This window comes from Streptomyces sp. NPDC006487 (genome assembly GCF_042870555.1).
Taxonomy (GTDB): domain Bacteria; phylum Actinomycetota; class Actinomycetes; order Streptomycetales; family Streptomycetaceae; genus Streptomyces.
Map to the genome: position 1 here is coordinate 1 of NZ_JBIAHN010000031.1, position 13,245 is coordinate 13,245.

General features: G+C 71.9%; 10 protein-coding genes. 2 read left to right on the forward strand and 8 right to left on the reverse strand.

Annotated features, from left to right (window positions below):
• Positions 1-324: 324 nt before the first annotated feature.
• On the forward strand, positions 325-846 hold the full coding sequence (locus ACFYM0_RS36430; protein ID WP_266904183.1) for a DinB family protein: 522 nt from the start codon (positions 325-327) through the stop codon (positions 844-846).
• A gap of 37 nt (positions 847-883) precedes the next feature.
• On the opposite strand, the gene ACFYM0_RS36435 is transcribed toward ACFYM0_RS36430, so the two are convergent.
• Positions 884-1,723, reverse strand: coding sequence for an alpha/beta fold hydrolase (locus ACFYM0_RS36435; RefSeq protein ID WP_388509582.1), 840 nt, complete (start codon positions 1,721-1,723; stop codon positions 884-886).
• 159 nt (positions 1,724-1,882) lie between these two features.
• On the opposite strand from ACFYM0_RS36435, the gene ACFYM0_RS36440 reads away from it, so the two are divergent.
• Positions 1,883-3,859: a protein kinase gene (locus ACFYM0_RS36440; protein WP_388509585.1), complete on the forward strand. Its 1,977-nt coding sequence runs from the start codon at positions 1,883-1,885 to the stop codon at positions 3,857-3,859.
• 86 nt (positions 3,860-3,945) lie between these two features.
• Here ACFYM0_RS36440 and gatB read toward each other — a convergent pair whose 3' ends face one another.
• The 7 genes from gatB to ligA all read right to left on the reverse strand — a co-directional run bounded on the left by gatB (position 3,946) and on the right by ligA (position 13,220).
• The gene (gene gatB, locus ACFYM0_RS36445; RefSeq protein WP_327255077.1) at positions 3,946-5,454 is read right to left on the reverse strand and encodes an Asp-tRNA(Asn)/Glu-tRNA(Gln) amidotransferase subunit GatB; all 1,509 of its coding nucleotides are present in this window, start codon (positions 5,452-5,454) and stop codon (positions 3,946-3,948) included.
• Positions 5,455-5,469: 15 nt separating this feature from the next.
• Positions 5,470-5,721: a hypothetical protein gene (locus ACFYM0_RS36450; protein ID WP_266904189.1), complete on the reverse strand. Its 252-nt coding sequence runs from the start codon at positions 5,719-5,721 to the stop codon at positions 5,470-5,472.
• A complete protein-coding gene (gatA, locus tag ACFYM0_RS36455) occupies positions 5,718-7,229 on the reverse strand; it encodes an Asp-tRNA(Asn)/Glu-tRNA(Gln) amidotransferase subunit GatA (protein WP_388509589.1) in 1,512 nt (503 codons plus the stop codon). Before gatA ends, ACFYM0_RS36450 begins: the two co-directional genes overlap by 4 nt.
• 5 nt (positions 7,230-7,234) lie before the next feature.
• Positions 7,235-7,531, reverse strand: a complete 297-nt coding sequence (gatC, locus tag ACFYM0_RS36460; RefSeq protein WP_007266718.1) for an Asp-tRNA(Asn)/Glu-tRNA(Gln) amidotransferase subunit GatC — start codon at positions 7,529-7,531, stop codon at positions 7,235-7,237.
• Positions 7,532-7,942: 411 nt separating this feature from the next.
• Complete coding sequence (locus ACFYM0_RS36465; protein ID WP_388509592.1) at positions 7,943-8,404, reverse strand: nucleoside 2-deoxyribosyltransferase domain-containing protein; 462 nt, start codon at positions 8,402-8,404, stop codon at positions 7,943-7,945.
• A 5-nt stretch (positions 8,405-8,409) separates the two neighbouring features.
• A complete protein-coding gene (locus ACFYM0_RS36470; protein WP_388509595.1) occupies positions 8,410-10,620 on the reverse strand; it encodes a putative bifunctional diguanylate cyclase/phosphodiesterase in 2,211 nt (736 codons plus the stop codon).
• Between the two features lie 389 nt (positions 10,621-11,009).
• On the reverse strand, positions 11,010-13,220 hold the full coding sequence (gene ligA, locus ACFYM0_RS36475) for an NAD-dependent DNA ligase LigA (RefSeq protein ID WP_388509597.1): 2,211 nt from the start codon (positions 13,218-13,220) through the stop codon (positions 11,010-11,012).
• Positions 13,221-13,245: the final 25 nt, after the last annotated feature.

A 13,245-nucleotide genomic window follows, 5' to 3' on the forward strand; every position in this document is an offset into this window, starting at 1 on the left:
AGCGCCCTTGAGGGACCGGCCCACGCCGAAAGAACACTGGACTACCGGGACGCCCCCCGAACCCCTGTCAAAGCCACCACCCCACCCGCAGCACAAGCCGGCCCACCCCCACACCCCCAGCCCCTCCCTACGCCGCCAACTCGGTCCCCTACGTGCCAGCCGGCCGTACGGGCCATACCGGCGATACGGGCGATCCAGGCGATACGGGCGATAAGAGTGAGTCAAGTATGACCGAGGGGATATGTTCACTCTAGGAACCAAGGCGGGTCCACAGGTAGGGCGAACGCCTTCACGCCCCGGGGCCGACGGGGCAAGATCTCAGCCATGGCAGCAACAACAGGATCCGCCCACCGCGTCGCCCCTCCCCTCGCTGGAGGCGAGCGCGAGACGCTCCGCGCGTACCTCGACTTCCACCGGGCCACCCTCGCCTGGAAGTGCGAGGGCCTCACCGACGAGGAGTTGCGCCGCCAGGCGTCCCCGCCTTCCACGCTGTCCCTGCTCGGACTGGTACGGCACATGGCCGAGGTGGAGCGGCACTGGTTCCGGCGTACCTTCGGCGGGGCGGAGGTCCCCCATCTATGGTCGGACACCCACGACTTCCAGGCCGCCTACGACGCCTCCGGCTCGACCCGCGCCGAGGCATTCGCGGCCTGGCGTGCGGAGGTCGAGCACGCCCGCACGGTGGAGGCGGCCGCCGAGTCCCTCGACGTGACGGTGCGCGTCGAGAAGTGGGAGGAGGACGCCTCGCTGCGCCTTCTCATGCTGCACATGATCCACGAGTACGCCCGCCACAACGGCCACGCGGACTTCCTCCGCGAGGCCGTCGACGGCGCCACCGGCGCCTGAAGCGGACCCGACCCCCCAACCACCCAACCCCGCCCCCTCACCCCCGGCCCGCCTCCGCCTCCGCCTCCGCCTCCACATCCGCCAGGAATCCGGTGATCAGCTCCGCCCACTCCCCCGGGCGTTCGACGAACGGCAGGTGCCCGGTGGCCAGTTCCGCCCACCGGGCGCCCGGCAGCAGGTCCGCCAGCTCCCGCTGACCCTCCAGCGATGCGAGCAGGTCCGCGGTGGTCGCGATGACCAGCGCGGGTACGTCGATCCGGGCGAGGTCATCGCGCAGATCGGCTCCCTTCACCAGTGCGGCATGGTCCCCGCCGCCGGGCGGGAAGGAAGCGGCGGTGGCGCGTACGACCTCCTCCACCTGCTCACCGGTCATTCCCTCCAGCGCCTGCGGGCTGAGGGTGAGCGGGACGAGGAGCCGGGCCAGCAGCTCGCCCTCCCCGCGGCGGGCCAGTTCGGCCCAGAGGCCGGCGATCAGGCCGAGCCGGTGATCGGCGCGGGCGAAGCTCGCCGTGAGCACCAGGGCGGTGACCCGCCGCGGGTACCGGGCGGCGATGCGCACGGCGACGTTCCCGCCGAGGGAGTAGCCGAGCACGGCGAACCTCTCCAGCCCCTCGGCGTCGGCGGCGGCCACCAACTGGTCGGCGAGGTCGTCCAGTTCCAGCGGTCGTGTGGCGCGCGGGGTGGCCCCCGTTCCCGGGTAGTCGATGCCGACGACGCTGTGGCCGGCGGCCAGGGCGTCGAGCACCGGTCCGAAGTTCGACTCCACCGAACCGCCTCCACCGTGGGCGAGGAGGAGTCCGGGCCCACCGCTCTCCTTGCGGACGGTGCGGGCGTAGGCGCCGGCCTGAGTGGCGCGTGTGGCGTGCGTGGCATGCATGAGAGGTTCCCCTGACTTCAGTAACGATCACTACAGAAAGAACCGTACCCGATTAAACTAACGATCGCTACAGAACATCTGCCCATGGCCACAACTTGACCGGCGCCCTCCCGCGCCGAGAAGCTGACTCCCACTCAAACAACCAGCGCTGGGGGGAAATTGACCAGCCGGAATCTGCACATCGGGCCGGACGCGGCGGCGGACCGCTACCGCTTGCTCCGGTCCATCGGGCGCGGCGGGGAGGCCGTGCTCTACCTCGCGGAGATCGAGCTCGCGGGAGGATCCGAGCCCGTCGTCGTGAAGGTGCTCGACTCCAAGAGCACGATCACCCCGGACGTCTTCGACCGGATCAGCCAGAAGTGGAACGAGCAGGCGGAACTGCTGCGCTTCGTGCACCGGCCCGGCGTCGTGGGCGTACGGGAGCACTTCGAGGGGCCGCCGATCCACCGGCCCGGGGAGTCCTCGACGCTGACCGGACGGGCCCTGGTCCTGGTCATGAACCACGTCGACGGGCTCGACCTGCGCGACTGGCGGGCCGAGCGGACCCTCGCCACGGCCGCCGAGCGGCGCGAAGTGATGCGCACGCTGGAGCAGTTGGCCGAGGTGCTGGACTGGCTGCACTCGGGGAAGGCCACCCCCTCCGGGCGTCAGGTGATCCACGGCGACCTGTCCCCCGGCAATGTCATGGTGGACGCGCACGGGCAGGCCACCCTGGTGGACTTCGGCCTCAGCAAGCTGACCGCCGACCACCAGACGGCGGAGGTGTGGTTCACCCAGGGCTACGCCGCGCCGGAGGTCTTCGAGGGGAAGCGGACCCCGGGCGCGGACCGGTACGCCTTCGGGGCCCTCGCGTACTTCCTGCTGAGCGGGGAGTCCCCGCCCGCGACGCCCGAGCTGCTGGCCCAGGCCCTCGTACGGCTGCCGCAGTTCGCCGTACTGGATGCGGAGCAGCGGGCGCGGATCGCCTCCATCTACGCCGCCGACCCGCTGAAGCGCCCGGTGAACCTGGCGGGCTGGATGAAGGACGTCCGCCGCGTGGTGGTGTCCACCACGACGTCCACCTCCCAGCGGGTGGTCCGGGACTCGGTGCCGCTCCCCCCGGCGAGTCCCCCGGCCGTGCCCCCCGCCCCGGCCGCGGCCCCGCCGAAACCGGCGGCCCCTCCCCAACAACCCCAGCAGCCCCAGCAGTCCTCGCAGTCACCGGCGGCTCCGGTGGCGGCCCCGGCCGTCCCGGCGAGCGCCCCGGCCGGTCCCCCGGCCCAGCCGGTGCACGCCCCGCCGCCCGCGCAGCCCGCGCAGCCCGGGTACGCCCCGCCGCCCACCGAACCGGCGTACGCCCCACCCCCCGTCCAGCCTGCGTACACCCCGCCCCCCGTCCGGGCGAGCGTGCCGCAGGGGTACGGCCCCGCGCCCGTGGCCGGGTCCCCCACGGAAGCGGCGCCTCCGCCGTCCCCGCGCAAGAAGCGGCGGACCGGGCTGGTGCTCGCGGCGGTACTGGCCGTCCTGGTGGTGGCGGGCGGCGCCGCGGTCGGCGTGAAGCTGCTCGGGGACAAGAAGGACGCGGACGGCGCGAACACGGCGTCCGGCGGGGACAAGGCGGCCTCCTCCTCGGCCCCCGAAAGCCCGTCCCCACCCCCTGCAACCGCTCCCACCCCGACGCCGAGCTCGTCCGCATCCGCATCCGGCGGCCCGACGGCTCAGCCCACGGCGACCGGTTCCCAGCCCCCTTCGGGGGTCGCGCCCGGAGTCAACGCCGCCGATCTGACGGTCATGAGCCCGGTAAAGGACCTGGGCGGCTTCGAGGTGCGGCCCGCCAAGATCGACACCAAGCAGTACGGGGCGGCGTTCGTCGCGGAGCGCCGCTGCTACACCGACACGTACACGGAGTTCGACCTCAACCGCGAGTGGAAGAAGCTGGACTTCATCGTGGGGATCGACGACGGCTCGACCAACGAGAAGGGCCGGGTCAGCTTCTCCCTCGACGGCCAGCCCGCCGCCTTCTCCGAGCTCGTGGAACTGGGCAAGCCGATCACCCACACCGTGGACGTGAGCGGCGCCCTGAGGCTGCGCATCAAGGTGGACAAGGGCTGCGACAACGGCACGGTGGTCATCGCCACCCCTCAGTTGTCACGCTGACCCGCCGGGCGAAGGCCACGAAGGCGGCCCCGCACCGGAGTACCGGTGCGGGGCCGCCTTCGTACGTACGCGAGTGACTGCGTCGACTACTCCGAGACGCCCAGGCGCTCCAGGATGAGCTCCTTGACGCGCGCCGCGTCGGCCTGGCCGCGGGTGGTCTTCATGACCGCTCCGACCAGTGCGCCGACTGCGGCGATCTTGCCGCCGCGGATCTTGTCGGCGATGCCCGCGTTGCCCGCGATGGCCTCGTCCACGGCCGCGCCGAGCGCGCCCTCGTCCGAGACGACCTTCAGGCCGCGCTTCTCGACGACCTCGTCCGGGGTGCCCTCGCCGGCGAGTACGCCTTCGAGGACCTGACGGGCCAGCTTGTCGTTGAGCTCGCCGGCCGCCACCAGGGCCGCGACGCGCGCGACCTGGACGGGGGTGATGGGCAGCTCGTCGACGACGACGCCCTGCTCGTTGGCGTTGCGCGCGAGCTCGCCCATCCACCACTTGCGGGCGGCCGTGGAGTCGGCACCGGCCTCGATGGTGGCGACGATGGAGTCCACCGCGCCCGCGTTGAGGATCGACTGCATGTCGTGCTCGGTGACGCCCCACTCCTGGAGGAGGCGGTTGCGGCGCACGCGCGGCATCTCGGGCAGGCCGGAGCGCAGCTCCTCGACCCAGGTGCGGGCCGGGGCGATGGGGACCAGGTCGGGCTCCGGGAAGTACCGGTAGTCCTCGGCGTTGTCCTTGATGCGGCCGGCCGTGGTGGAGCCGTCCTCCTCGTGGAAGTGCCGGGTCTCCTGCACGATCGAGCCGCCGGAGGAGAGCACCGCCGCGTGGCGCTGGATCTCGAAGCGGGCCGCGCGCTCGACGGAGCGCAGCGAGTTGACGTTCTTCGTCTCGCTGCGGGTGCCGAACTCGGACTCGGGGGTGGGGCGCAGCGACAGGTTGACGTCGCAGCGCATCTGGCCCTTGTCCATGCGGGCCTCGGAGACGCCGAGCGCCTTGATGACCTCGCGCAGCTCGGCGACGTACGCCTTGGCCACCTCGGGGGCGCGCTCGCCGGCGCCCTCGATCGGCTTGGTGACGATCTCGATGAGGGGGATGCCGGCACGGTTGTAGTCCAGCAGCGAGTGGGACGCGCCGTGGATGCGGCCGGTGGCGCCGCCGACGTGCAGCGACTTGCCGGTGTCCTCCTCCATGTGGGCGCGCTCGATCTCCACGCGGAAGATCTCGCCGTCCTCCAGCTGCACGTCGAGGAAGCCGTTGAAGGCGATCGGCTCGTCGTACTGGGAGGTCTGGAAGTTCTTCGGCATGTCCGGGTAGAAGTAGTTCTTCCGGGCGAAGCGGCACCACTCGGCGATCTCGCAGTTCAGCGCGAGACCGATCTTGATGGCGGACTCGATGCCGATCTCGTTGACGACCGGCAGCGCGCCGGGCAGGCCGAGGCAGACCGGGCAGGTCTGCGAGTTGGGCTCGGCGCCCAGCTCGGTCGAGCAGCCGCAGAACATCTTGGTCTTCGTGCCGAGCTCGACATGGACCTCGAGGCCCATGACGGGGTCGTACGACGCGAGGGCGTCCTCGTACGACAGCAGTTCAATGGCAGTCACAGTGGAAATTCCCTCTCAGCCCAGCAGGACGTCGTCGTCGCCGAGACGCTTCAGTTCGCGGTACAGGATCGCGAGGCCGGTGACGATGGCGGCGGCGGACACGACGGCGTCGATCAGCTTCAGCGTGTCGTGCTCGGTGCGGGCCTTCTTGGCCTGCTTGACGACGCTGAGGGCACCGAAAGCGGTGGTGCCGATCGACAGGTACGTACCGGACTTGGACTTCCTGAAGCCCTTGGCCTTGGACAGCGCACTCGTGTTGGAACTCACAGCGACGGAGCCTCCTCAAGCAGCGGGTGACCCCAGCGCTCGACGAAGGCGGCCTCGACTGCGGCACCCACCTTGTACAGGCGGTCGTCCTTCATCGCCGGGGCGATGATCTGGAGCCCGACCGGGAGACCGTCCTCCGGGGCCAGGCCGCAGGGCAGCGACATGGCGGAGTTGCCGGCCAGGTTGGTCGGGATGGTGCACAGGTCCGCGAGGTACATCGCGAGCGGGTCGTCCGAGCGCTCGCCGATGGGGAAGGCGGTGGTGGGCGTGGTCGGGGAGACGATCACGTCGACCTGCTCGAAGGCCTTCTCGAAGTCCCGCGTGATGAGCGTGCGGACCTTCTGGGCCGAGCCGTAGTACGCGTCGTAGTAGCCGGAGCTAAGCGCGTACGTACCGAGGATGACGCGGCGCTTGACCTCGTCGCCGAAACCGGCTTCGCGGGTCAGGGCGGTGACGTCCTCGGCGGACTTGGTGCCGTCGTCGCCGACGCGCAGGCCGTAGCGCATGGCGTCGAAGCGAGCCAGGTTCGAGGAGCACTCGGACGGCGCGATCAGGTAGTACGCGGCCATCGCGAGGTCGAAGGACGGGCAGTCCAGCTCGACGATCTCGGCGCCGAGCTCCTTGAGGAGGGCGACGGACTCGTTGAACCGCTGGACGACGCCTGCCTGGTAGCCCTCACCGGCGAACTGCTTGACGACACCGACGCGCATGCCGGCGACGGAGCCGTTGCGGGCCGCCTCGACGACCGGCGGGACCGGGGCGTCGATGGAGGTCGAGTCCATCGGGTCGTGCCCGGCGATGACCTCGTGGAGGAGGGCCGCGTCCAGGACCGTACGGGCGCAGGGGCCGCCCTGGTCGAGGGAGGAGGAGAAGGCCACCATGCCGTAGCGGGAGACGCCGCCGTAGGTGGGCTTCACGCCGACGGTGGCGGTCAGGGCGGCGGGCTGGCGGATGGAACCGCCGGTGTCCGTGCCGATGGCCAGCGGTGCCTGGAAGGCGGCCAGCGCGGCCGCGGAGCCGCCGCCGGAGCCGCCGGGGACCCGGGTGAGGTCCCAGGGGTTGCCGGTGGGCCCGTAGGCGCTGTTCTCGGTGGAGGACCCCATGGCGAACTCGTCCATGTTGGTCTTGCCGAGGATGACGACGTCGGCTTCCTTCAGCTTGCGCGTCAGGGTGGCGTCGTACGGCGGGATCCAGCCTTCGAGGATCTTCGAACCGACGGTGGTGGGGATCCCCACGGTGGTGAAGATGTCCTTGAGGGCGAGCGGTACGCCGGCCAGCGGGCCGAGCTCCTCGCCGCGCTCGCGCTTGGCGTCGACGGCGGCCGCCTGGGCCAGCGCGCCCTCGCGGTCGACGTGCAGGAAGGCGTGGACCTTCTCGTCGGTCGCCTCGATACGGGCCAGGTGGGCCTCGGTGACCTCGACGGCCGTGAGCTCGCCGGAGGCGATCTTCTCGGCGGTCTGTGCGGCCGTGAGCCGGATGATGTCGATGCTGCTGTTGATGTCAGCCATGGTGATTAGTCCTCCCCCAGGATCTGCGGCACCTTGAAACGCTGCTGCTCCTGGGCGGGAGCGCCGGAAAGCGCCTGCTCGGGGGTGAGCGACGGACGGACCTCGTCCGCGCGCATGACGTTCGTCAGCGGCAGCGGGTGGGAGGTCGGCGGGACGTCTTGGTCGGCGACCTCGGAAACGCGGGCGACCGCGCCGATGATGTCGTCGAGCTGTCCAGCGAAGTGGTCGAGCTCTTCGCTCTTCAGCTCCAGACGTGCCAGCCGAGCGAGGTGGGCGACCTCCTCGCGCGTGATGCCAGGCATGCAGCGATCCTCTGGGGGTTCGGGTGTGTAGGTTTCGGCCCCAATCCTATGGGGCCCGGCCCATGCCCAGCGCCCCGGTTTCCCCCGGGGGCGGTACGGGGCCTTCGCGCGGCCCCGTTTCCTCCCGCCGCGGGGGCTCCTGAGGCGGCTTCCGCGGAGCCCGTGCCGGGCCCCTGCCGTCGCGTGCCGCAGCCGGCCTTGCGGGGTCACCCCGGCCCCGGCCGCGGGTGTGCCGCTGCGCGGGGGGGGAAGTCCCCTACCCGCCCTTCCACCGTTCCCCGGGGCTGCGCCCCGGACCCCCTGGGGCTGGTCCCCGGCAGCGGCGCCGCACGCGGCAACGGGTCCGGGCGGAGCCCGGGGAACGGGGGAAGGGCGGGTAGGGGACCTCGCCCCGCAGGGCCGCGGAGGGGGTCAGGTCGGGGTGGTCAGGTGGGTGCGGGCCGCGGCCAGCGTTTCGGGCAGGGTCGCGTGGACCCTGAGGTCCGGCCTGGCGAGGGACAGCTGCGTGACCACGTCCGCCCGCCGGGGATAGCCGGGGTCGGCCCCGACCACCAGGCGGCGTCCGGGGGTCGCGGCGGCCGCGCCGAGCTCGTACAGGGTGATCGGCTGGACCGTGAGCAACGCATCGCACGCCGGGAACCAGAACAGCGTCAGATCGGCCAGCTGCAGATGCCGGTACTCCCACGCGATCTGGACGTCCGTCTGGGACGGATCGGACACGTCGAAATCCGTCCGCCGTGGGTTGAGCACGACGAACTCGGCCAGCGCGGCCGCCGCCCGTGACTGCCACGGCGGGCAGTGCGTGATCCCGCCCGCGAGGAAGACCGACGGCGGATCCCCGGGCGCGGGCCGGTGCACCGCCGGTGCTTCCACGTACCTCACTGGGACTGCGCCGCCGCGGCCGCGGTCTGCGCCGCCGCCTCCGCCGCCAGCTCCGCCGTGATGTCCGCCGGCCGCCGCCAGCCGCGCTCGCCGCGGGCCAGCAGCCAGGCCGTCGCCTCCTGCGGAGGCATCGCGGCGGCGACCAGCCAGCCCTGGACGGCGTCGCAGCCCAGGTCGCGCAGCCGCTCCCACGTCTCGTCGTCCTCGACGCCCTCCGCGACGACCAGCAGGCCCAGCGAGTGGGCGAGGTCCACGGTGCAGCGGACGATCTCCGCGTCCTGGGCGTCCACCGCGAGCCGCGCCACGAAGGACCGGTCGATCTTCAGTTCGCTGACCGGCAGCCGCCGCAGGTGGACGAGGGAGGAGTAGCCCGTGCCGAAGTCGTCGAGGGACATCTTCACGCCGTGGCCGGTCAGTCCGGCCATGGTGTCGGCGGCCCGCTGCGGGTCCTCGAGCAGGACGTGTTCGGTTATTTCCAGCTGGAGCCCGCTCGCGGGAACCCCGTGCCGGGCGAGGCGCGCGGCCACGGCGCCGGCGAAGCCGGGGGTGTGGACGTCGCGCGGCGACACGTTGACGGCGACGGGGACCTTCAGGCCCTGGGCCCGCCACCGGGCGACTTGCGCGAGCGCGGTCTCCAGTACGTACTCGGTCAGGTGGGGCATCAGGCCGGAGGTCTCGGCGATCGCGATGAACTCGTCCGGCGAGACCCGCCCGCGTTCCGGGTGCACCCAGCGCACGAGTGCTTCCAGCCCGGCGACCTTGCCGTCGAACCGGACCTTCGGCTGGTAGTGCAGTTCCACCTCGCCCGCGTCCAGTGCCCGGCGCAGGTCGCCCAGCAGGCCGAGGCGGTCGGGGGTGTTGCTGTCGCGCTTGGACTCGTAGACCTCGACTCCGGTCCGGTCCCGCTTCGCCTGGTACATGGCGACGTCGGCGCGGCGCAGCAGGCCCTCCGCGTCCAGCGCGTGGTCGGGGAAGACGGCAAGGCCGGCGCTGGCTTCCAGGACCAGGGTCAGGCCGTCCAGGTCGAGGGGGGAGCTGAGTTCGGCGACGAGGTTGCGGGCGATCCGCTGGGCGCTGGTGGTGGAGTCGGCGACGGGGAGGAGGACGGCGAACTCGTCGCCGCCGAGCCGGGCCGCCTCGGCGTCCGGGGGCAGGGCCTGGCGCAGCCGGTCCGCGATCTGCAGGAGCAGCCGGTCGCCGGCGAGGTGGCCGAGGGTGTCGTTGACCGCGCGGAAGCGGTCCAGGTCGATCAGCACCAGCGCCGCGCGGGTGCCCGACCGTTCGGCCTGGTCGAGGGCGCTCCAGGCGCGCTCCAGCAGCCACTGGCGGTTGGGCAGTCCGGTGAGCGGGTCGCGCAACTGCTCCTCGGCGCGGGCGCGGGCGATCCACAGCGTGGAGTCCAGGGCGATCAGCGGTACGGCGAACAGCGGCAGCAGTACCGGCTGCGATTCGGCGACCACGCAGATCAGCGGGGCGATGCCGAGGAGGGCGACGGCGACCAGGGCCTGGCGCAGCAGCGCCGTACGGGCGACCGTTGGCAGTCCTCCGCCGCTCGGGGCGAGGGCGATCCACAGCAGGACGCGGGTGACGAGCAGGTAGGCGAGGGCGACCAGGATGACCTCGGGGATCGCGTCGACCCCCCAGCCGGTGGGCAGCCACGGGGCTTCGACGGAGGGCGACTCGCCGAACGCGGCGAGGACGAGGGCGCCCGCGCCGATGCCGAGGATGTCGGTGGCCCCGTGGAGCAGGCCCTGGCGCCAGCGGTGCCTGCGGGCGGCGCCGACGAGGGAGACCACGGCGAGGGAGACCAGCCCGGCGGGGACCCATCCGTAGAGGATGAGGACGCCGAGGGTGAGGGCCGCGCCGGATCCGGTGCCGCCCCACCAGCGGTCGCGGCCGAGGGCGACGAGGTGGCCGACGATGATGCCGGTGAGCAGGGCGAGCGCCCAGCCGACCGGGCCGCCGGGGAACAGGGCGTGACGGCTGGTCAGGGCGGTGATGACGCCGATGCCGAGGACGACGGCGGCGAGACCCACGATGAGGGAGGGCAGCGCGGCCCCGCGGCCCGCGGGGCCCGTGCCCGCTCCGGTGTCGAGCGGTCGCGCTAGCGGCGTCCTGGAACCCAGGACACCGAGCCGGCCCGTCCGCATGGACGGGAAATCCCCGCCGAAATCTGGTGACGGGTCGGCGCTTTCGGTGGGTTTCATGCCCGTCCCTCTCACAGCCGGCGATGCCGATGCCACGCGATGGCCCCGATGTCATGCCATCACGGCTGGAATCGCGTCAAGCAGCCGTGCACGACAGGCGCACCCCTCAACAGTAGGACGCGGGAGGCGCCCAGGGGCAGCGGTCGGCGGCGGTTGCCCGAATACGACCCAGCCATCCTCATCAGTACGGTATCCGCCGAACGGGTGAGTTTGGACCAGGACCCTCCGACCGCCCGTCCGATGATCCGACAGGTCACGGGCCTGTCACCAGCCTTGTACCGGCCTCACGGGGGCCCGGTACCGGCCGCGCCCCCCGCGGGTGCCACCGCCGGCCGCGCCCGGCGCGCGCCCGCTCGTACGGCCGCACGCCACGCATCCGTTCGCCTTCGCTACTCCGCCGCGGCGTCGCCGTCCACCGGGAGCGCGGCCTCTCGCGCCGCGTCCGGGCCCTCTTCGAGCAGGACGGCGAAGCCGGCGTCGTCGAGGATCGACAGCTTCAACTGCACGGCCTTGTCGTACTTGGAGCCGGGGTTGTCACCGACCACGACGAAGGAGGTCTTCTTCGAGACGGACCCGGTCACCTTGGCGCCGCGGCTCTGCAGGGCCTCCTTCGCGCCGTCCCGCGTGTGGCTCTGCAAAGTGCCGGTGACGACGACGGTCAGCCCCTCCAGCGGGCGGGGCCCCTCGTCCTCGCCGGAACCTTCCTCCTCCATCCGGACGCCGGCGGCCCGCCACTTGCGCAGGATCTCCTCGTGCCACGGCTCGGCGAACCACTCCTTGAGGGAGGTGGCGATGATGGCGCCGACGCCCTCGGCCGAGGTCAGTTCCTCTTCGGTGGCGCTGCGGATCGCGTCGATCGACCGGAACTGGCGGGCGAGGGCCTCCGCCGCGACCGGACCGACGTGACGGATCGACAGGCCGTTGATGATGCGGGCGAGCGGGCGGTCCTTGGCGGCGGCGATGTTCTCCAGCATCGCCAGGGCGTTCTTCTTCGGCTCGCCCTTCTGGTTGGCGAAGACCGTGACGATCTTCTCCTCGCCCGTCTTCGGGTCCCGCTTGGGCAGCCCGCTGTCCGGGTCGAGGACGTACGCCTTGATCGGCAGCAGCTGCTCGATGGTCAGGTCGAAGAGGTCGCCCTCGTCGAGGAGCGGCGGGTCGGCCGGCTCCAGCGGGCCGGTCAGCGCCGCCGCCGCGACCATGCCGAAGTTCTCGATGTCCAGGCTGTCGCGTCCGGCCAGGTAGCCGACGCGCTCGCGCAACTGGGCCGGGCAGGACTGCGCGTTGGGGCACCGGACGTCGATGTCCCCTTCCTTCATGGGCCGCAGCGGCGTCGCGCACTCGGGGCACTCGGCGGGCATGACGAACTCCCGCTCGCTGCCGTCCCGCAGGTCGACCACCGGCCCGAGGATCTCGGGGATGACGTCGCCGGCCTTGCGCAGGACGACGGTGTCCCCGATGAGCACGCCCTTGGCCTTGACGACCTCCTGGTTGTGCAGGGTCGCGAACTCGACCTCCGAGCCCGCCACCGTCACCGGCTCCACCTGGGCGTACGGGGTCACGCGCCCGGTGCGGCCCACGCCGACCTTGATGTCGATCAGCTTGGTGTTGACCTCTTCGGGGGCGTACTTCCAGGCGATGGCCCAGCGCGGGGCGCGCGCGGTGGAGCCTAGGCGGCCCTGGAGGGCGATCTCGTCGAGCTTGACGACGACGCCGTCGATCTCGTGCTCCACGGAGTGCCGGTTCTCGCCGAAGTTCGCGATGAACTCCCGGACCTCGGCGAGAGTGGAGACCACCTTGTTGTGCTGTGCGGTGGGCATGCCCCACTCGTGCAGCAGCTCGTACGCCTGCGACTGGCGCTCGATCTCGAAGCCCTCGCGGGCGCCGATGCCGTGCACGACCATGTGCAGCGGGCGGCTCGCGGTGACCTTGGGGTCCTTCTGGCGCAGCGAACCGGCCGCCGCGTTGCGCGGGTTGGCGAAGGGCTTGCCCTCGGCCTCGACGAGCCGGGCGTTGAGCTCCTCGAACTTCTCCATCGGGAAGTAGACCTCGCCGCGGATCTCGACCAGGGCGGGGATCCGGTCGCCCTTCAGCCGGTCGGGGATGTCGGCGATGGTGCGGACGTTGGGCGTGATGTCCTCGCCCGTGCGGCCGTCGCCGCGGGTGGCGGCCCGGGTCAGGCGGCCGTTCTCGTAGGTGAGGTTGACGGCGAGGCCGTCCACCTTCAGCTCGCACAGGTAGTGGTAGTCGGAGGTGTTGGCGTCCCGGGCCACGCGCTCGGCCCAGGCCGCCAGTTCCTCGTCGTCGAAGGCGTTGTCGAGGGAGAGCATCCGCTCGCGGTGCACCACGGAGGCGAAGTCCGTCTCGTACGCCCCGGCCACCTTCTGGGTGGGCGAATCGGGCGTGCGCAGCTCCGGGTACTGCCCCTCCAGGGCTTCCAGCGAGCGCAGCAGCTTGTCGAACTCGGCGTCGCTGACGACCGGCTGGTCGTTCACGTAGTACCGGAAGCGGTGCTCCTCGACCTGCTCGGCGATCAGCGCGTGCTGCTCGCGCAGTTCCGCCGGTACGGCCGATTCGCTGCCCTGCTTCTGTTCGGCTGCCATGCCGTGTCCTCCCGTGACCCGTCTC

Bases quoted from the DNA above. Each gene is read 5' to 3' on its own strand.
- ACFYM0_RS36435 (WP_388509582.1), bottom strand. From the start codon at position 1,723: ATGCATGCCACGCACGCCACACGCGCCACTCAGGCCGGCGCCTACGCC.
- ACFYM0_RS36470 (WP_388509595.1), bottom strand. From the start codon at position 10,620: ATGAAACCCACCGAAAGCGCCGACCCGTCACCAGATTTCGGCGGGGAT.
- ligA (WP_388509597.1), bottom strand. From the start codon at position 13,220: ATGGCAGCCGAACAGAAGCAGGGCAGCGAATCGGCCGTACCGGCGGAA.
- gatC (WP_007266718.1), bottom strand. From the start codon at position 7,531: ATGCCTGGCATCACGCGCGAGGAGGTCGCCCACCTCGCTCGGCTGGCA.
- ACFYM0_RS36430 (WP_266904183.1), top strand. From the start codon at position 325: ATGGCAGCAACAACAGGATCCGCCCACCGCGTCGCCCCTCCCCTCGCT.
- gatA (WP_388509589.1), bottom strand. From the start codon at position 7,229: ATGGCTGACATCAACAGCAGCATCGACATCATCCGGCTCACGGCCGCA.